Consider the following 18,707-nt stretch of genomic DNA (forward strand, 5'->3'; position numbering starts at 1 on the left):
CAAGTTCACGCAAGCGCCTGATACCACGCGAATTTTTTTCGCAAACAGGCTTTGCCTTTCGGCAAACTGCTGGTATCATGCGCGCCACTGGAGAGATGCCGGAGTGGCCGAACGGGACGGATTCGAAATCCGTTGTACTGGCAACAGTACCTAGGGTTCAAATCCCTATCTCTCCGCCATATGCAGTAAAGAAAAGCCCCCGCAAACATTTATGTTTGTGGGGGCTTTTTCGTTTCTGCGCGTAATAGCCGCCGGAGACAAGGGGTTGTTCGCCGCATCATGGTCTCGGAATTCAAGGAGGATTCGAACAAATGGCACGCATAGCTTTGGTTCTGACACCTGGTTTTGCTGATTGGGAATATGCCTTTATTGCAGGAACCGCATCACCGTTTTACGGAATCGACCTTGGTTTTTTCACCCCTGTTCCAGGGCAATTCCTCTCGCAGGGAGGATTGGCGGTCACGCTCGATAGCAGTCTGGAACAATGCCTGGACTGGAAACCAGATGTTGCCGTCATCGTCGGGGGACAGCTCTGGGAACACGCAGATGCTCCAGATATTGGGGACTTTCTTCGTGCCAGCCGAGACGCGGGGGCAACTATCGCCGGAATATGTGGAGGAACGCTGGCGCTGGCGAGGGCTGACCTTCTCAATACGATGCCTCACACCTCGAACAGCGTGGATTTCCTCAAACAACATGCCGCAAGTTATAAAGGCGAGGCTCTTTATCAAGACTGTTCAGGCACCATGGTTGCAGACCGGATCATAACTGCGCCAGGCCCTGCACCTGTCAGCTTCACCTGTGCAGTATTTGAAGCTGCGGGTTTATCTGCCGAGGCGGTTTCTCAGTTCAGATCAATGTTGGCCGCTGAACATGAGTAAACCACTTGGCCCTGGTGATTACGGCCTGCACACCAACCGCTGACGCTCATAGTTCAGTGCCTTGTCCCGCTCCGGCAGGCTATACGGCGCTGTGCACTGGCGCTCGCCCCAGTTGATGGTCAGGCTGCCCTGGTCTTCTTCAAGCAACACCAGCGCCTTGCCGTTGGGGTCGGAAATTGCCAGTTGCTTGCCGCTGGCGTCTTCCAGCGAGGCGCCGAACGGGATCATCGCGCCCTGTTCGTCGAACAGCTCGAACTGCACCCGCCGCCCGCTCTTGCCGGTGTAGCGGGCCACCACCACAGCGCCGCGGCGCGGTACCAGTTGCTGGGTGGCGTTGTCGATTTCGATGTCGCCGCCCAGTTCGCGGGTGTCCAGGCTGATCCAGTTGACCCGGTAAGGTTGCGCGTTGGGAATCACTGCGTAGCCGTTGCGCCCGGTTTCGACGCCGCTGTAGCTGCTGATCTTGGCGCCCTTGACGCCCGGCACCTGGGCCAGGGCGAAGGTTTCGCCGACGGTCTGGCCGAGGTTGATGCCGCCTTGGTGGGCAACCACCGAGCCCGATACGTTGAGGTTCTGCGAGTCGTAGCCGCGGCCCTGGCTGTAGCCCAGGGTGATGTCGGCCACCGAGGTGCGGGTGTTGAGGTTGGCCGAGGCGGAGTTGCCGCCGGAGCTGCTGTTGCCGCCCTGGACCGAATAGAAGGTGTCGCTGGTTTCGGACAGGTAGCCGTTGACGCCAACCTGGGTGCTGTCGCCGCCTTTTTGCGTGCTGGTGGTGATGAACGCACGCGGCGCCCGGGCGCGGCTGCCCAGCGGGAAGGACACCGACAGGTTGAACTGGGTATCGCTGCTTGAGCCGCCGTAGCCGTCGCCCAAATCCTTGGTGCGGGTGACGCCGAGGTTGTAGCTGGCTTCGCCCCAGTTGTTGCTGTAGCCGGCCGAAAAGCTCTGCGAACCGCCGCGGTTCCAGTAGCGCTGGTCGCTGGCGTTGACGTACAGGCTGCCCAGTTCGCGGTTGCGGCCCATGCTCTGGTTGATGGTCAGGTCGGTGCGGGTCTTGGAGTTGCCTGGGCGCCGCTCCAGGTCGCTGCTCAAGTCCTGGACGTGATCGGTCAGGGTGCGGAAACCTTCGGTGGAGTAGCGGTACGCGGCCAGGGTGAAGTTGGTGTCGGTGCCGGTGAAGGTCTTGGCGTAGAGGGCACGCACACTGTTGCCCTGGGTGGTTTGCCCCAGTGCGCGGCTGCTCGAATGGGTGACGTCGAACGACACCGCGCCCAGCGAAGTGTTCTTGCCGGCGCCCAGCGACAGCGCCTTGTAGTTGTCGCTGGCCTGTACACCGATGATCCCGGTGAGGCTGCTGCTGATACCGTAGGCCAGGGTGCTGCTGAGGATGTTCGGGGTGGCCATGCCGTCGGTGTTGCTGTTGAACTGGCCGGCCGAGACGCTGTATTTGACCTGGCCTTCACGGACCATGATCGGCAGGCTGGAGAACGCCTGGGTGGTCACCCGACGGCGGCCGTCAGCCTCGACGATAGTGATTTGCAGGTCGCCGTTGGAGCCGGACGGGTAGATGTCGCTGATCTCGAACGGCCCTGGCGGCACGCTGGCGGTGTACAGGATGTAGTTGTTCTGGCGGATCTCGACGGTGGCGTTGGTTTGTGCCACGCCACGGATGATCGGCGCGTAGCCGCGTTCGCTGTCGGCGCGCATGCCTTCGTCGGAGGCAAGCTTCACACCGCGATAGCGCACGCTGTCGAACAGGTCGGTGTCACTGAAGATATCCCCGGCGCTGAACTGGCCCTTGATGGCCGTGACGTCATGCTGCAGGTAGCTGCGGTTGCTCTTGAAGGTGCTTGGGCGACCGGTGCTGCTGGTGAAGTTCGACTCGTTGCGCAAGCGCCAGGCACCGAGGTTGATGCCGTTGCGCAGGCCGAGGTTATTGGCGATGCGCGTGTCGGCATCGCCGGCGCTGCGGCTGCTGTTGTACTGGTAGTTGATGAACGCCGCCGGCACACCGTCATCCCACAGCGCCGGGTCGACGTAGCCACGGATACCGCGCTGCATTGCCACTTGCGGCACGCTGGCCGCCAGTTGCAGGCGCGCGGCGTCATAGCGCAGGCTGGCCTGGTCGATCAGGCTGGGCAGGTCGTAGCAGCTTTGCGGGGTGTCCGGGTCGAACTTGCCCTGGGCCTGCAGTTTGTTCAGGTCGATGCCCAGCTGTTGCAGCAACTCCAGGGTCAGGCACGGTTCGACGCGGCCGGTGGCCGGGTTGCGGTTGAAATCGATGTCACGCCGGCCCACCAGCACTTCGTTGCTGTACAGGTCGACCCGGTAGTTGCCCGGCAACACGCTGTTGGCCGACAGCAGCAGTTGCAGGTCGACCGACGAAGGTGCGCCTTGCAGGAAGGTGGTGTTGAAGGCTTCCAGTTGTTGCGCATCGCCGGTGTCCTGCGCGGCCAGCACCGGCATCGCGCCAAGCACGGCCAGCGACAGGGCACTCAACTTCCACAGACGGGCAGTTGCAGACGGAGCGCACGCACGTTGGCCGGCGCAATGAGTTGGCCTGTTACCGGAAGATAAAGACATGCGAAGGAACCTTGTATCCCGAATAACGACTGGGCGCGGCGAGGGGCGCAGTTACGCGCAGGCTTAACGCCTGGGCATTAACCGTTATTGTTTGCCCGGCGCTTGGGCAGCGGTACTTGCCTGGCCGCTGGACAGTGTCGTGGTGTATTGGTTTTGCGCACCGTAATCATTGATGCTGGAAAAACTCAGGCGCACGTTGTTATCGCTACCCAGGGTTTTAACCGGAAATGTCTTTACTTCACCCGGCGCGACCATGGTTGAGTCCGCTGCCAGTTCGCTAAGTTTGCCCGCCTCAAGTTTTATATCCGCCATCGAGACGTGATAAAGGCTCGGGTTATTGACCTGCAGCAGGGTCTTGCCGCTGTGGCGCAGCAGTTGCCATTGCAGTTCGGTCGGCGCCATAAGGGCATTGCCAGGCAAGCCTGCGGGGCGGAAGAAAATCTTGATGCGCTGGCGCACGGCCAGTTGCAGGGTGTTGGCGGCGGCGGCGGCCTGAGGGATTTCCTGGACGTTGAGCCAGACCACCGACTCTTTGTCCGCAGGCATCCCGGCACCTTCGTACAGCACTCGCAGCAACTGCTGTTCACGGGCGAACACCCGTGCCAGTGGCGGGGTTACGGCAAAGGGCACGCTGCGCTGGGCATCGCTGTCGTCGACCCAGGATTGAATCAGCACGTCCTGGTTGCCATTGCGCACGGTGACGTTGGCTTCCTTGTGGTTGCCATCAAAGACAATCCGCGTGGCACTCAGCGAAATACTGGCCATGGCCTGGCCGGCCATGAGCATGCCGAGCAGCCCCAGGCATGCGGGAATAGAACGACGCAACATGGTCTGTACCGTTTGATTCAGGGGTTTTGCTTCAGGGCCAATGGCGAGGCCGGGCGGCCTCGCACAAAGCAGTTCAGGCGCTACGACTTATTCGTATTGCAGGATGAACGGCAGGGTGGCGTCACCGCGACCGGCGGTGGCAGTGCCCGCTGCGCCAGTGGTGACGTAGGCGGCGGAGAAGTTGAGGATCGCGTCGCCACCGGCAGCGCCGGTACCGTGCATGTCGCTCTGGATCATGGCGGTGGTTTTCGAGCTCAGGTCGATCAGCGCGCCGTTGCTGTCGAGCAGGGCGATACCGACGTTGGCTGCAGTGCCGGTGCCTTTGGTCAGGGCCAGGACTTTCTTGCCGGTGACCAGGCCCGAACCGCCGCTGGCGGCGTCAAAGATCATCGAGACTTTGGTGCCCAGGTTGCAGTTGACGTTGAGGTTGAAGTCTTTACCGGTGACACGGCCCGAGGACGGGCTTTCAGCGGTGCCCATGTCCTTGATCGATACAGTGCCCATGTCCACGGAGATCACGCGATCAGCGTTGGCGCCGTCAACCGAGCAGGCGTCGTTGTTGATCACGCCGGTGAAGGTGATCTTGCCGCTGCCACCTTGAACAGGCGTCGTTTCTGCTGCCAGGGCAGCGCCGGACGCTGCAAGTACGGACAGAGTGATAAGGGCCAGGGAGAACTTCTTCATGGTGATGTCCATTTGTATTGGTTGGAAAGTGCTGCATGAAAATGCCAATACACAATAGAACGGGGGGTGTTTGCCGAACATCAGACGATTCTTATAAGGTCTGAGCCCAAGTGGGGCGGGCGTTCTGGCAACAAAGTCTTTATCGGTTCCTGACCTTGTTGCCCGGAAACTTAGTTAAAGATACTGCGCTCCAGGCAATAAGCCAGTAAGTCCTGGTCGCTATTAACATCAAGTTTGCGCATGGCCGAAATCTTTTGCGCGCTGATGGTCTTGGCACTTCGGTTCTGGCTGCGGGCAATATCACTGACACTTTTACCGGCGACAAACAGTCGCAGTATTTCAAACTCTTTGGGTGACAGTGTGGCAAACCGGTCCTCGATCGCCGCGGTGGTTTCGATGACCGAGGTTTTTGCAGGCTCCAGGCTGCGGTACTGGCTTTGCTGGGCCACGGCCTTGAGCGCCAACTGGATTTCGGTGTGCAACTGGCTCTTCTGGATCACCCCGACCACGCCCAGCTCATGCAGGCGGGTGAGAATCAGGTGGTTGGAGATCATCGTCAGGATCAACACCTGCAAATGCGGAAAGTGCCGCTTCAGGTAATCGACCAGTTTCAGGCCGTCGCCATAGGGCGAATCGGCCGGCATGTTGTAGTCGGTGATCACCAGGTCCACCGGTTGCTGTTCGAGCAGCTCGATCAGGCCTTTTGAGCACACGGCTTCGCCGACCACGCAAAAACGTTCGTCACGTTCTACCAGTTCGCGCACGCCGAGAAGCACGATCGGGTGATCGTCCGCGATGATGACTTTGAGTTTGTCCATAGTGGCTGTCCGTAGTACCGGTATAGAAGGTTAGGGGGTGTCCATACGGCCGCAGGTAAGCCTGATTGTTGTTACTCGAGCGCATCCACAACAGCGGCAAGCCGGCTCAGTATCTGCTGCACTTCAAGGCGCAGGGAAGCATCGATTGTCCCGCCTGCCAGGCGGCACTCAAGCGCCGTACAGTGCTCGGCCAGGTCGCTGGCCTGTACCGCGCCGAGGGCGCCGGCGATGCTGTGCAGCCTTTGGGCGACGATTCTAGCGTCACTTTGCTCCAGCGCGCAGCGGATCAGTTGCAGGTCATCGCGCATGGTGGTGATGAACAGCGGGCGCATCCGCTCTGAAAGCTGCAGTCTATCGGTGGCCGGGGCGGCGGCGGGGGCGGTGAGGGTGTCTGGCTCGACCCGCGTTGCTGCATTCTGCAAGGCCGGGCGGCAGAGCTTGAGCAGGTGGCCGCGCAGGGTCTGCAGGCTCAGCGGCTTGACGATCCAGGCGTTCATGCCGACGGCGATGCAGCGCATGCCCTCTTCGCGCATGGCGTTGGCAGTGACGCCGATGATCGGCAGTTGCGGGTCATGCTCGCGCAGGGTGCGGGCCAGCTCATAGCCGTTCATGACCGGCATGTTGACGTCGGTCAGCACCAGGTCAAAGACCTCGGGCTGCCACAGGTGCAGGGCCTGTTCGCCGTTGCTGGCGACCACCGCGGTGCAGCCCAGGGCCTCGAGCTGTTCCTTGATGATCGCCTGGTTGATCGGGTTGTCTTCGGCCACCAGGATGCGCAGTTGCAGGTTGTCGGCCTGCTGTTGCGCGGCCTGCTGCGATGCCTGCGGCGCGCCCAGGCGGGCCATGCCCACCGCGTCGGCGATGGCGCGCAGGTTGTGAAGGTCGACATTCCAGCCCTGCCCGGTGTATTCCGGCGGGTTGCGCCCACCGGCCGTGCACAGCACCCGTGGCCCCGGCCAGGCTGGGGCGTTGGTCGCCGGCAAGGCATCGACCAGTACCGCCGGCGCATGCTTGGCTTCCAGTGGCTGGGGGGCCAGGGCGGCGTGTACGCCGAGGCGGACAAGCCAGTCGACCAGCGATTGCGCCAGCTCCTGTACCGGGGCGCGCACGTAAACCGGAATCGACGCGGCTGCAACTGGTGCGCTGCTTAGGGTTTGGCCTGCCAGCACCGGCAAGCTCATGCGCAGGGCAAAACTGCTGCCCAGCCCCGGTTCGCTGACCACTTTCAGTTGCCCACCCATCATTTCGCTAAGCCACCAGCAGATCGGCAGGCCCAGGCCTGCGCCACCTTCGCTGCAGGCGTCCTGCACCTGGTAGAACAGCTCGAACAGCTTGGCCTGCTGCGCCGTGGATATGCCGATGCCGGTGTCGGTGACCTGCCACTCCAGGTTGACCTTGTCATCTTCTCGCGCCAGCACCCGGGTGCGCAGGACCACGCGCCCGGTGTCGGTGAATTTGATGGCATTGCTCAACAGGTTGTTGAGGATCTGCCGAATGCGCATCGGGTCGCCGAGCAGGCGCTCGGGCAGCGCGGCGTCGGTGCAGGCATAGAGCTGCAGGCCCTTGCGCTGGGCGAAGGCGGCATAGGTGTGCAGGGTGTCTTCGATCAGGTCCAGGGGGCAGAACTCGATGGACTCGATCGCCATCTGCCCGGACTCGATCTTCGACACGTCGAGCACGTCGCTGATCAGCTGGAACAAAGTAGCCGACGAGCGCTGGATGGTCTGCAGGTATTCCTGCTGGCGCGGCTCCAGGCGAGTCAGGCCGAGCAGTTCGAGGGTGCCGAGCACGCCGTACAGCGGGGTGCGGATTTCATGGCTCATGGTCGCCAGGAACAGGGTCTTGGCTTCGTTGGCGGCATCGGCGGCGCGCCGCGCTTCTTCCAGGGCCGTGGCATCTTCAATATGCCGGGTGACGTCGTTGAAGGCATACAGGCGCACATCCTGGCCCTGGTAGCGGGTCGAGACAAACCCCACCTGCAGGTGCCGGCCGTCGATTTCCAGGTAGGTCTCACCCGTCTCGCCCTGGTCGGTGCGCCGCTCCAGGGCGCTGATCAGCTTGGCGCTGCCCGGCGACTGCTGGGCCCGCTGGTTTTCCACCAGCACCTGGTTGTCGGCGCGGCGCACCACGCACAGGCCGGTGGGCGCGGTATCGATTACCACGCGGCTGAAGGCTTCGCTTTCGGCGATGCTGGCATGCGCCTGGCGCGCCGGCAGGATCACCTGGCGGCGGTACCAGCGGTTGGCACCCCAGCCCATGGTGACCAGCGCGAGCAGCGCGGCGCCAAGGCTGCTCAGCGGCCACAGGGCATAGCGAAAGAAGCTGCGGTAGTTGAGGGCATAGACTGCCGTCCACGCCGGGCCATTGTGGTTGACCAGCTTGAACACCAGGCCTTCGGGCTTGAAGTTGATCCCCTCATGCAGCGGCGATTCTGGCCACAACGCGCCAATCAGCACCTGGCCGGAAGGCGCCACCAGGGTGAAGTGGTCATAGATCGACCATTCCATGGTGCGTTCGTAGTCATTGGCCTGGGACAAATCGAGGATGCTGGCGATCATCACCCGGGTGTCGGCGCCCTTGATGTGGATTTCGTCCGCGGCCAGCTGGATGCCGATGTACGCCAGCATGCGCGCCGGGCCCGGGCTGGCGGCGCTTGGGCCATAGTGTTGCCAGCAGACTTCACCTTCGCGCAGCAACTGATGGTCGCGCGGCAGACGATCGATCACGCTGCGGATCATGTCGATGAAGCTTTCGTTGTGCGGTACGGTCTTGGCCCCTGCATGGCCTGCGGCCGGCACGGTGATGTCGAAGTTGCCGTGCTGGTTGAACAGGAACACATGCGGCGACTGGTAGTGCGAGGTCGACCAGAACGTGCTGTAAAAGGTCGCCAGGTGCACGCCAAGGGAGAAGATCTTGGCGTGTTCGCTGGCGGCGATTTTCTCTGGGTCGATTTTGGCGCTGAAGGGCATGGAGTAGGAAAACTCCTGGCCCTGGTAAATATTCGGGCCTTCTTCCGGCAAGGCTTTGAGCAAGCGCACCTGGGCATTCTCGTCCTTGAGCAACTCGCCCTGATGGCTGCGCTGGGCCAGGCTGCGCAAGAACACTTCCTGCTCGCGGATGTTTTCCATCAGCCGGGCAAAGTGAAAGCGCACGGTGTCGTGCTGCTCTTCGATCAGGCGCTGAAACGACCAGTAGCTGGTGCCGACCAACAGCAAAGCCAGGCCAAGCAACACCATCATCCCTTTGTTCAGACGCAACGAACTGCGGGTGAGTTTTTCCAGCAGGGCGTTGTCGTGCTTCATCAGGAGCTTCCGCAGTATCAGTAAGGGTGGTGGCTGGATGGAGTGTACCTCTGCTGGCAATTCAAGGGCGCTGGGGCCACTCAATAGAAGGTGGCCGGCCCGTCATTGGTGAGCAATTGCTGAAACTGCTCGGACGATACCGCGTGGGAAATCAGAAAGCCCTGGGCCTGGTTGCAGTCGATCTTGCGCAACAGGGCAAGCTCCTGGGGCGTCTCGACCCCTTCGGCGACCACCGTTAACCCTAGCTTGCGGCCCAGGGCGACGATGCTGGTCAGCGCCGAGGTCATGCTTTCGTTTTCATGGCAGCCCTGGACCAGGGCACGGTCGATCTTGAGCTCGGTGAACGGCGTCGAGACCAGGTTCATGTACGAGCTGTAGCCCTTGCCGAAGTCATCCTGGGACAGGCCGAAGCCTTTGATGCGCAAGCGGCAGGCGCCGGCGTAAAAGTTACTGATGTCCTGGGGCACCGAGCACTCCATCAGCTCGAAGCAGATCTTGCCGGGGATGCCCTGGTGGTGCAGGACGAACTCCAGCAAGCGGTCGGCCAGGTCATGGCTGTTGAGCAGGTGGGTCGGCAGGTTGATCGATACCGGAATGTCATACCCCTGCTGGCGCCAGCGCGCCTGGGCATGGATCGCCTGCTTGAGCATCAGCCACAGCAGGCGCTCCTCCAGCTCGAAGGTCTTGAACGCCGGCAGGAACGCGCCGGGCAGCAGCACGCCTTGCTCCGGGTGCATCCAGCGCACCAGGGCTTCAGCGGCAACGATGCGGCCATTGCTGAGGGATTTTTTCGGCTGGAACCAGGCCTGGAACTGGCCGTTGCTCAGCCCATGGATAAGCGCCTGGTAGTCGAACTGCGCCACCGCCGGCGGCACCGGCGGCGCGCTGCGGTTCTTGCCGTTGAGCTGATCGGTGAGGTTGCGCAGGGCATCGGGCTTGACCGGCTTGGAGAGCAGGCCGATCACTTCGACGCCAAGGTTTTTGGCCACCAGGCTTGCAGCCATGAGCATGCGCTTGGAGGCGGCGCTCATGATTGCCAGGTCCGGTTTGCTGCGCAGCCTGGCCAGGCCCTGGATGAACTGCACGCCGTCCATGCCGGGCATCAGCAGGTCGGTCAGCACCAGGTCGAAGTCACGCCGCTGCAGGTGTTCCAGCGCTTCCTTGCCGTCCTGGGCCGCTTCGAAATGGAAATCGCCCAGTTCGCTGAACAGGTGCTGCAAGTACATGTGCTGGAACGGGTGGTCCTCGACGATCAAGATGTTATAGGGCTTCATGAGAGGTCTCTTGATAAGGCGCCAGATAGTTGAACAAGGCCCGCAGCGCGAAAGGCTTGACCAGGCAATGATTCATTCCGGCTGCAAGGCATAGTTCGGCTTCGCCGCGCATGGCATTGGCCGTCGCTCCGATGATCGGGATCGAGCAGCCTTGGCGGCGCAGTTCTCTGGCCAGTTCGTAGCCATTGAGTTTGGGCATGTTCACATCGGTCAGGACCACGTCGAAGTGCCCGCTTTTCCACAATTGCAGGGCCTCGATACCGTCCCCCGCCAACTCGACGGTGCAGCCGAGCTCTTCGAGCTGATCACGCAGGATCAACTGGTTGATGATGTTGTCTTCGGCCACCAGGATGTGCAGCTCGAGTTTCTGCATTTCGCGTTTTTGCGGGTCATCGGTACGGGCGATCCACAGCCCCTGGGCCTGGCGGACGGCCTGGTAAAGAGCACTGAGGTGGTTGAGGTTGACCTGCCAGCGGCCGTCTTCAAGTTGCGGCTCGCAGCAGCCATGGGCGCTAGCCAGGATCAGCGGCCCGCTCCAGTCGGCCACCAGCGCTTGCTCGGCGCTGCCGGGGTGCAGCTCGAGCAGCAGGTGGCCGCTGGCGGCATCCGCCGGCGTTGGCCGCCCGACCTGGGCCCGGGCGCCCCAGCGGCGTAGCCAGCCGCTGATCGACTGCGCCAGCTCGCGAATCGGCGAGACTACGTAGATGGTCTCGGGCAACAGGTTGCCCTGGGCCGGCAGGTCGCTGCTGGCCGAGGCTTCTTCCAGTGGCAGGGTCAGGGTAAAACTGCTGCCCAGGCCCAGTTCGCTGACCATGCGCAACTGGCCGTTCATCAACTGGGTCAGGCGCTGGCAGATCGGCAGGCCCAGGCCGGTGCCGGCCACTACGTTGGTGTTGCCTTCAGTCTGGTAGAACGGCTCGAAAATGTACGGGTGGTCTTCCTCGGCGATGCCCTTGCCGGTGTCCGACACCTGCCACATCAGGCTTGAACGCTCGCCATCGCGGTTGATCAGCTTGACCCGCAACACCACCCGGCCGCTGTCGGTGAACTTGACCGCATTGCTCAGCAGGTTGTTGAGGATCTGGCGGATCCGCGTCACGTCGCCAATCAGCCGCTCCGGCAGTTGCGGATCGAAGCAGGCGTACAACTGCAGGTTCTTGCCCTGGGCCGCGGCGCTGTAGCCCTGGATGACCTCGTGGACCAGCTCCGCGGGCGAGAACTCGCTCAGCTCCAGGGCCAGTTGCCCGGCTTCGATCTTCGACACATCCAGCACGTCGCAGATCAACTGCAACAGGGTCGCTGACGAGCCTTCGATCGCGTGCAGGTAATCGCGCTGCTGGGCATCGAGCTGGGTGCGCGCCAGCAGTTCCAGGGTACCCAGCACACCGTACAGCGGGGTGCGGATCTCGTGGCTCATGGTCGCCAGAAACAGCGTCTTGGCCTCGTTGGCGGCATCGGCCGATTGCCGCGCTTCTTCCAGCGCCGCTTCAACCTGCTTGCGCGCACTGATGTCGCTGAAGGCGCAGAACAGCACGTCTTCGCCGTTGTAGCGGGTCGGCGCGCTGCTCAGGTACAGGTGGCGGCCATCGGCGGTGGCGAAGTAGTCGCTGCGCTCGGCTTGCTGGCTGGCGAAGGCCTGGTTGATCCAGCCGGCGCACAGCACATCGCGCTCCAGGCCGTCGCCCAGCCATTGTTGCGCCAGGGTGTTTTCCAGCACCACCTTGCCGTCGGTGCGGCGCAGTACGCACAAGGCCACCGGTGCGGTCTGGATCACATCGCGGCTGAACGCCTCGCTTTCGATCAGGGCCTGGATGCGGTTGATCGCCGGTGCTATGAAGCGATGCTCGATGCGGCGCATCAGCAGCAGGATCAGGGTCACGGTGAACAGGCAGAACAGCAGCGAGCCGACCAACTGCTTCCACAACCCGGCCAGCACCGCCAGCAGGTCGATCGAGTACACCAGTTGCCAGTCCGAGGACTTCAGGTGCTTGCGGATCACCAGGTGGTCGGGGATCCAGCCGTCGCCGACAAAACCGAAGAAGTTTTCCCCCTGGGAGTTGAGCAGCATCTGCCCAAGGTGCGCATCGTGGCTGTTGGTGAACACCAGCATGCCTTCGGAGTTGAGCATCATGAACTCGCCGGCGCTCTGGTCGTTGAGCGCCGCCGACACCTCGCGGCTGTCCATTTCCAGGCCCAGCCAGCCCGACTCGGCGTCGCGCTCATCCAGGCGAATGAAGATGTACAGGTACGAGCGCTGCTCGGTCTGGTCGGTCAGCCACAGTTCGGCGGCGGGGTAGGGGCTGTTGTCCTTGAGCGCCTGTAGCTGCTCAAGCATGCGCGGCGAAAACCCCGGCACCCCGGGGGCGGAGTTGTACAGGCGCCTGACCTGCGCGTTCGGCCCGGTGTCGACATACAGCAGGCTGACCTGCTTGTCCTTCATGTAATCGCGCATGCGCTGGGTCAGCCAGATGCTCCAGCGGTTGTCGCTGGTGCTGCCCAGTTGCAGGTGCACTTCTTCGCTCGATGGCAGGTAGACCAGGGACCTTGCCTGTTTCGACTTGCGCACCGCCGACAGGCTCAGGCTCTCGAGCAAGGCCTCGCGGTTGGTGAAGAAGGTGTGCGCCTCGGCGATCGCGCTGCTCATGTAGCCGCGACGCTGGGAGATGTCGTTGTTGAAGGTGAACAACAGGAAGTTGTACACGCCGCTGAAGATGCCGATCAGCAAAACCACGGCGAACAACCGCAGCAAGCGGCGGGCGGCTTCGGGGCTGGAAAGAAGCGGGCTGATTTGCAGCAGGTAGCTTTTTAATCTCATTCGCCGACTCTAGTGAGTCGCGAATGCTGCAGACATCAGACAATCCTTAAACATAGGCCCTGGCGCAGGCGTTGACCAGCCAGCGGGCGCTTATTTGTCCGGTTCTGCGACCTGCTTGGCAAAGCGCAACAATGCCTATCAGACAATCCTTAAACATTGCGCCGCCTGGCCGACACTCAAGGTATCAACCGTTTTCGCAGGAGTGTCGGCATGAAGAGTAAATATGTTGCTATCGCTGCAGGGTTGCTGTTGGGTCTGAACGGGGCCTGCATGGCCGCCACGCCGGTTGCCCAGGGCGTGATCAATTTCACCGGCAGCATCGTCGAGTCGCCGTGCACGCCTTCGGCCCGGGCCGGTGCCTTGAACCTCAGCGATTGCCCGGCCCAGGCCCGGGGTACCCGCATCGAGCTGCAGCAGGTCGTCCCGCAGGCTTCGGTCACTACGCCCGACCATGCGCCGGTCAACGTCAGGCTGGTGGCCGACAGCGGCACGGCCGGGCGTTACTACAACCAGCAGTACGCGCTGCTGGATGCTTCCGGCAAGGCCCTGAGTTCCGGCGCCTACCTTATTACCCTGACCACGCCTTAAGGCTTGGGCGTAAGGGCGTTTGAGAATTGTCTTAGAGTCTCTGCACACGACCAACGGTAACCTTGCCAGTACTTCAGCGAGTCGCAGCGTTTATAAAGACTCGCGGAGCCCATCTGTCAGGTTTACCGAATGTCAAACATAGCATTGCGCATAGTGATCGCTGATCGGCAGCAGGATCAGCGAAGCAAGATAGAAATCATGCTCAACCGCCTGGGGTACAGCCGCGTTGCCCACTTGAGTAGCTTTCAAGCGTTGCAAGCCGCGACCCGGGCGCAGGGCACACCCTTCGACCTGTTGATCGTCAACACGGTGCTGGTGCCTTCCCGGCAGTTCAACCTGTTGAAGTTCTGCCACGACAACCCGCGCATCCGCCATGCGCTGATCTATGAAGGGCAACGTGCCGATTGCTCGCGGGTCTCGGTGCCGGTCAATGCCAGGATTCAACTGTGCCTGTCGCCGGCACCGGACCTCGACTCGATCAAGCGCTGCCTGCACAGTGTCGATCCGCTGTTTGCGCTTTAATCAGCGCGCCCACCCCCTGCACCCGCTTGGATTTTCAAACGCCAACTGGTAGCGTGCAGCACCTCGCTGTATTGCCCGATCCCTTTCGTCATCGTTGCCTGTCCAGGGCCGACGTACACGAGTACCCGTTGGCCCGTTCAAGGGCGCCGGCGCAGGGCGCATCGGGCGATGCACAGTCATTCGCAAATGGAGTTCACAATGACGCAGAATAGCACCGTGCTGTCCGGAATCCAGCTGGATCAATTCATCGACCGTCTAGAGGTCGAACATCAGGAACACGGTGACGACCACGTGCTGGGCCTGCTGCGCGCCCAGCCGCTCAAGGCAGCCTCGCTGGAATCGATTGACCGTCTGCACGTGCTGTGGGTCAACGCCGGAGACGCCGACGCCTCCAGGGCGGTGCTGGCCGACGACGGCCAGGCGCTGATCGAGGCGACGCCAGAAGAGGCGCGCAACGAACTCAAGGTCAACCTGCTGATCTACCAGCTGCGCCTGTGCAACTACCTCAAAGACGAGCAAGGCCTGCTGCTGGCCCTCGACGCCCTGCAGCAACTGAGCAACGAGTCGCTGGCGTTCGATATCGAACAGTACCGGCGCTACCGCATTTTTGACGATCTGCAGCACACCACCCTCGACGTCGCCCTCAAGGCCATCGAGGTGCGTCACACCCTGGCGTTGATCAACCCCGGCCGCCATGCCTTGCGGGCCTGGGACGATGCCGACCAGCATCGGCGCCGGGCGCGGGTGCTGGCTGCCCACGAACGTGACGAAGAGGCTCGCGAAGCGGCGCTGGCGGCAATTACCGCGTTGCGCACCGCCGCTGCTGACCAGGACGTCGACGGCAACGACTGGCTGTGGCTGGGCGATGCGCTGATCGAAATCGTGCCGCTGCGCCTGGCGATGTTCGAGCAACCTGTAGTGCAGTTGATCGCCGAGCTGTCGCTGCCCCAGCGCCGCGAGTGGGAAGTGCGCCTGGCGCGCCTGGCGGCGCGCTCATTGAAGGCCCAGGGCGACCTGCCCGGCGCCTTGAAAATCTGTGAAGTGGCGACCCTGGAACTGGACTCCAGCGGCAGTGACAACTTTGTCGAATTCCACTTGCCCTGGTTGCTTGAAAACGGTCAGATCGACGACGCCGGGCAGCGTGCATTCATGGAAGTCTATGGCGTTCGCAGCCAGATGTGGCCGGGCACTGCCTACTGGGTACACGATCGTCTGCTCGATGCCGAGGATCAGTCGCCATGGTGGCCGCTGTGCGTGATGCGCGCCTGTGATGATCAAAAGGTCTTGGAGCGGTTTGTTTCCGGGCTGCCATGGCGCGACGAGTCGACGCCGTCCATGGGCCCGCTGCTCGATGCGCTGTATGCTGCCCGCGATGACCTTGAGCAGCTCGATAACGTTTTCGCCCAGGCCCTGGAAGAAGCCCGCCGCCGCGCGCCGAACCACCCCTGGATCAACCGCCTGCTGGCAGTGCGTGAACGCCAGGCCGGGCGCATTGACGCCAACACTGAACTTACGATGCTGCGCGAGGCCGTTTCGGCCGGCAATATGCAAGACCACCGCAGCGCCTACAGCCTGTTCAGCGCCCATGCCAGTGTGTTCGGCATTGTCGATGCCTTGCGCCAACCGCTGCTGACAATGGCTGGTGGCATGAACTATTACAGTTTCGCTTGCAACATCGACGACCTGGTCGAGGTGGAAGTCGAGAAGCTCTCGAGCGAGGAAGCAGATCAGGCCTGGTCGTTGTTGCGCGAAGTACAAAAGCTGGCCTACGAACGCGGCCAGGCTCGCATGGAGCAATGCTTCGCCACCGGTCGCGGGCATCGTTACGATGCCTGTGTGCACATGTACTCGATGCTCTGCAACAACCTGGCGATCAACTACCGCTGCTACAACGACCTGCGCATGTATGAGCAGGCCCTGGAGCTGCATGCCCGTGGCATTGCCGCCAGTCCGTTCGCAGAACACTATCATGGCACCCTGCAAAACCGCATTGAGCTGGGGGATGACGCGGGCATCGCCGAAGCCGCCGAACAGCTCTGGCACTTTGCTGCCGACTATGGCTACAGCCGCCACGACCCCGAAGAGTACCTGTTCGAAGTCAGCCGGGCCCTGTACCGCCTGGACCGCGAACGCGAAATCCTGATCTGGCTTGAGCGCGTGCTCAACTGGCAGCAAGAGCAAGGAGTCGCCGACAAGGACCTGGAAATCTCGCAACTGTTCGCGCGGATAAAAGTGGCCACGTACCTGTCGTACAACCTGCCGGAGGCCGCCACCAGCCTGTGGCTGCGCTACGCGCCCTATGTCAACGAAGGTGACATCGCCAGCCTGCTGGGCTGCTCCGGCGATGTGCTCAAGGGCCTGGGGCGCAAGGAAGAGGCCATCGCCTACTACCAGCGCTCGATCCTGCGCAGTGATCCGGACAACGCTATCGACCAGAGCAACAATGAAATCTTCAGCCAGAGCATCGCCGAGCTGCAGGCCGTTGAAAAACCGGCTGGCAAGGCCTGGTGGCAGATATGGAAGTGACACCGGAGCTGCGACAGTCCGGTTACGCCCCGCGCAACGCACTCAATGCCGATCAACTCAAGCGCGCCATTGCCGAGCGCAGCAAGGCCCGTGGTGATGCGCCAGAGGTGGGCAAATGGTTGCTCAACCATTTCTACCGGCACCTGGTCGGCAACTTCGAGCCGGCGCGGCCGATCCTGACCCTGGAGCAGGCGGTCGAGGCGCTGGGGGCCGAACCGCCGGCGTGGGTGGCCAGGCACTTGGGCGACGCCGGCAAACAGTCGCAGCAGGCGCCGCTGGTCTGGATCGATCCGCAGCAGGCGCCACTGCTGGCCGAGGAGGCCTTGCTGGTGGAGTTCCTGACCTCGCGCCAGGGCACCGCGCTGGCTGGCAAGCTCGATCGCATCAACTGCCCGCAGGCGCTGGCGCTGTGGCACAAGGAGCATGCGCAGATGGCCGCGCGGGTCGAGCAGGGCTGGCGCCAGAGCCAGCCCGAGGCCTTGCTCTCGCGGGTGACCACTGCTGAGCACGTACTGCAGGAGCTGCGCCCCGAGAGCCCTTTGCTGCGCGCCGAGATGGCCTTTGAAAGCTACGTGATGCGCCACTGCCTGGGCCAGTTCGCCGATCGCCGCGCCCTCACCGGCGGCTACGGCGAGCGCTATGCCGAAGCGGTGGAGCAGCGGCGCATGCGCGTGTTGAGTTTTCGCGACGGCCAGGGCCAGCCACACGTCACCATCAGCCTGATCGTTCAGGCCGACGGCACCTTGACCGTCGAGCAGGTCAAGGGCAAGCAGAACCGGCCGCCGGTCGAGCGTTATTACCAGGACTTGCTGCAGTGCCTGAATGCCCTGGGCACCGACCAGCAGACGCCCGCCGACTGCATCGCCATCGGCATCGTACGCACCGAGGCCGGTTGGCTGCGCATCGAAGAGGTCAGCGACCCGACCGCGCAGACCCGCCTGGTGGCGCGCTATCCGCAGCTGTACGAGCGCCTCGAAGCGCCTTCGGCCATGGTCGAGTGGCTGGTGGCCGGGCGTCAGCCGCAGCAGTTCTTGCAGGCTGGCCCGCAAGCGGTGTCGGTCAAGTACGCCACCCGGCATATCGTCAGCAAGCGCGCTGAGCGTCAGCTCAATGATCCGCTGTACCAGACCGAAGGCGTGCCATGGCCGGACATGACGCCGGCCGAGGGTGAGGAAATCCAGGCCTGGCAGGCCCGGGCAAGGTAAGGAGAAACGCATGTTTTTACTGATCGCGGCTGTTGTTTCAGCCTGGTTGTTGTGGCGGGCATTGCGACCGCGCGGCACCGCGCCGTTGTTCAGCCAGCGCAAGCACTGGTCGCTGTTGCTGGCCAGGCCCATGGCCGATGCGATGGGCGTCGAGGGCTTCTACTCGCCGGCCTGCGATCACTTCAACGAGCAAGCGCAGAAGATCGTGCGGGCAGCGTTGCTGCACCAGGCCGGGGTTCGCAGCAACTGCGATGACGAGGCCGTGCGTGCGCACTTCAGCACGAGCCTCGAACAGCAATGGTACAGCCTCGACCTGCAGGCGCTGACGGCCAGCGATGAGCCGCGTGCGGCCATGGCCTTTGCCTGTGCGCGGGTGGCGTTTGTGGCCCGTTGTGCGCTGCTGATGCGCTGGCTCGAGCCTGACCTTGCCTGGCGTGTGCTGCTGCTCAATGCGCAGCGGGCGCAGGACTGTTTCGACAGTTGGGAAGATTTCGGCAAAGCCTATAAACTGGGGCGCGAGCAGTGGGTCGCGGCGTTTCGCGTCGACTCGCTGGGCGAAGCGTTCCACGAGCAGCATCTGCGCCAGTTGCTGGCCCCTGGCAGCGGTGCCTGGGCCGATATCCCCTGGCATACGCCCGCGGCGTTGAGCCCGGCGCTGGCGAGGTAACTGCGCGACTGTTG

General features: G+C 62.6%; 13 protein-coding genes and 1 tRNA gene. 7 read left to right on the plus strand and 7 right to left on the minus strand.

The genetic code is table 11. The annotated features are described in order from the left end of the window. Positions 1-89 precede the first annotated feature (89 nt). Both ACZ9A3_RS03355 and ACZ9A3_RS03360 read left to right on the plus strand, forming a co-directional pair. Positions 90-179: transfer RNA gene (locus tag ACZ9A3_RS03355), tRNA-Ser, on the plus strand. Positions 180-311: 132 nt separating this feature from the next. Beyond that, positions 312-881 carry a DJ-1/PfpI family protein gene (locus tag ACZ9A3_RS03360; protein WP_093386310.1) on the plus strand — a complete coding sequence of 190 codons (570 nt, stop codon included), beginning with the start codon at positions 312-314 and terminating at the stop codon, positions 879-881. An 18-nt stretch (positions 882-899) separates the two neighbouring features. Here ACZ9A3_RS03360 and ACZ9A3_RS03365 read toward each other — a convergent pair whose 3' ends face one another. The 7 genes from ACZ9A3_RS03365 to ACZ9A3_RS03395 all read right to left on the minus strand — a co-directional run bounded on the left by ACZ9A3_RS03365 (position 900) and on the right by ACZ9A3_RS03395 (position 13,185). Then, positions 900-3,464 (minus strand): fimbria/pilus outer membrane usher protein, encoded by a 2,565-nt coding sequence (locus tag ACZ9A3_RS03365; RefSeq protein WP_408980940.1) that lies wholly within the window; start codon positions 3,462-3,464, stop codon positions 900-902. Positions 3,465-3,548: 84 nt separating this feature from the next. Next, positions 3,549-4,292 carry a fimbrial biogenesis chaperone gene (locus ACZ9A3_RS03370; protein WP_195885873.1) on the minus strand — a complete coding sequence of 248 codons (744 nt, stop codon included), beginning with the start codon at positions 4,290-4,292 and terminating at the stop codon, positions 3,549-3,551. A gap of 87 nt (positions 4,293-4,379) precedes the next feature. Next, entirely contained in the window at positions 4,380-4,976 is a 597-nt protein-coding gene (locus ACZ9A3_RS03375) for a fimbrial protein (protein ID WP_093387664.1), read from the minus strand. Between the two features lie 170 nt (positions 4,977-5,146). Continuing rightward, positions 5,147-5,794, minus strand: coding sequence for a response regulator (locus ACZ9A3_RS03380; protein ID WP_123565844.1), 648 nt, complete (start codon positions 5,792-5,794; stop codon positions 5,147-5,149). A gap of 71 nt (positions 5,795-5,865) precedes the next feature. Then, positions 5,866-9,096: a hybrid sensor histidine kinase/response regulator gene (locus ACZ9A3_RS03385; protein ID WP_476252137.1), complete on the minus strand. Its 3,231-nt coding sequence runs from the start codon at positions 9,094-9,096 to the stop codon at positions 5,866-5,868. Between the two features lie 80 nt (positions 9,097-9,176). Continuing rightward, on the minus strand, positions 9,177-10,370 hold the full coding sequence (gene pvrR / locus ACZ9A3_RS03390; protein WP_045193498.1) for a response regulator cyclic di-GMP phosphodiesterase PvrR: 1,194 nt from the start codon (positions 10,368-10,370) through the stop codon (positions 9,177-9,179). Next, the gene (locus ACZ9A3_RS03395; protein WP_213602151.1) at positions 10,357-13,185 is read right to left on the minus strand and encodes an ATP-binding protein; all 2,829 of its coding nucleotides are present in this window, start codon (positions 13,183-13,185) and stop codon (positions 10,357-10,359) included. Before ACZ9A3_RS03395 ends, pvrR begins: the two co-directional genes overlap by 14 nt. Positions 13,186-13,395: 210 nt before the next feature. Between ACZ9A3_RS03395 and ACZ9A3_RS03400 the strand changes: the two genes are divergently transcribed. The 5 genes from ACZ9A3_RS03400 (at position 13,396) to ACZ9A3_RS03420 (ending at position 18,693) form a co-directional block, all read left to right on the plus strand. Then, a complete protein-coding gene (locus ACZ9A3_RS03400) occupies positions 13,396-13,773 on the plus strand; it encodes a type 2 periplasmic-binding domain-containing protein (RefSeq protein WP_093386285.1) in 378 nt (125 codons plus the stop codon). Positions 13,774-13,971: 198 nt separating this feature from the next. Further along, complete coding sequence (locus tag ACZ9A3_RS03405; RefSeq protein WP_476252138.1) at positions 13,972-14,295, plus strand: chemotaxis protein CheY; 324 nt, start codon at positions 13,972-13,974, stop codon at positions 14,293-14,295. A gap of 198 nt (positions 14,296-14,493) precedes the next feature. Beyond that, positions 14,494-16,821 (plus strand): hypothetical protein, encoded by a 2,328-nt coding sequence (locus ACZ9A3_RS03410; RefSeq protein WP_476252139.1) that lies wholly within the window; start codon positions 14,494-14,496, stop codon positions 16,819-16,821. Beyond that, the gene (locus ACZ9A3_RS03415; protein ID WP_476252140.1) at positions 16,812-18,026 is read left to right on the plus strand and encodes a hypothetical protein; all 1,215 of its coding nucleotides are present in this window, start codon (positions 16,812-16,814) and stop codon (positions 18,024-18,026) included. The genes ACZ9A3_RS03410 and ACZ9A3_RS03415 overlap by 10 nt, the downstream gene beginning before the upstream one ends. 10 nt (positions 18,027-18,036) lie before the next feature. Then, positions 18,037-18,693, plus strand: coding sequence for a DUF1266 domain-containing protein (locus tag ACZ9A3_RS03420; protein WP_476252141.1), 657 nt, complete (start codon positions 18,037-18,039; stop codon positions 18,691-18,693). Positions 18,694-18,707 lie beyond the last annotated feature (14 nt).

The organism is Pseudomonas sp. TE4620 (assembly GCF_056279045.1).

What these genes read in the sequence shown, in the direction of transcription:
- ACZ9A3_RS03360 (WP_093386310.1), top strand. Translation starts at nt 312, where the DNA reads ATGGCACGCATAGCTTTGGTTCTGACACCTGGTTTTGCTGATTGGGAA.
- ACZ9A3_RS03415 (WP_476252140.1), top strand. Translation starts at nt 16,812, where the DNA reads ATGGAAGTGACACCGGAGCTGCGACAGTCCGGTTACGCCCCGCGCAAC.
- ACZ9A3_RS03410 (WP_476252139.1), top strand. Translation starts at nt 14,494, where the DNA reads ATGACGCAGAATAGCACCGTGCTGTCCGGAATCCAGCTGGATCAATTC.
- ACZ9A3_RS03385 (WP_476252137.1), bottom strand. Translation starts at nt 9,096, where the DNA reads ATGAAGCACGACAACGCCCTGCTGGAAAAACTCACCCGCAGTTCGTTG.
- ACZ9A3_RS03380 (WP_123565844.1), bottom strand. Translation starts at nt 5,794, where the DNA reads ATGGACAAACTCAAAGTCATCATCGCGGACGATCACCCGATCGTGCTT.
- ACZ9A3_RS03400 (WP_093386285.1), top strand. Translation starts at nt 13,396, where the DNA reads ATGAAGAGTAAATATGTTGCTATCGCTGCAGGGTTGCTGTTGGGTCTG.
- pvrR (WP_045193498.1), bottom strand. Translation starts at nt 10,370, where the DNA reads ATGAAGCCCTATAACATCTTGATCGTCGAGGACCACCCGTTCCAGCAC.
- ACZ9A3_RS03365 (WP_408980940.1), bottom strand. Translation starts at nt 3,464, where the DNA reads ATGTCTTTATCTTCCGGTAACAGGCCAACTCATTGCGCCGGCCAACGT.
- ACZ9A3_RS03395 (WP_213602151.1), bottom strand. Translation starts at nt 13,185, where the DNA reads ATGAGATTAAAAAGCTACCTGCTGCAAATCAGCCCGCTTCTTTCCAGC.
- ACZ9A3_RS03405 (WP_476252138.1), top strand. Translation starts at nt 13,972, where the DNA reads ATGCTCAACCGCCTGGGGTACAGCCGCGTTGCCCACTTGAGTAGCTTT.
- ACZ9A3_RS03370 (WP_195885873.1), bottom strand. Translation starts at nt 4,292, where the DNA reads ATGTTGCGTCGTTCTATTCCCGCATGCCTGGGGCTGCTCGGCATGCTC.
- ACZ9A3_RS03420 (WP_476252141.1), top strand. Translation starts at nt 18,037, where the DNA reads ATGTTTTTACTGATCGCGGCTGTTGTTTCAGCCTGGTTGTTGTGGCGG.
- ACZ9A3_RS03375 (WP_093387664.1), bottom strand. Translation starts at nt 4,976, where the DNA reads ATGAAGAAGTTCTCCCTGGCCCTTATCACTCTGTCCGTACTTGCAGCG.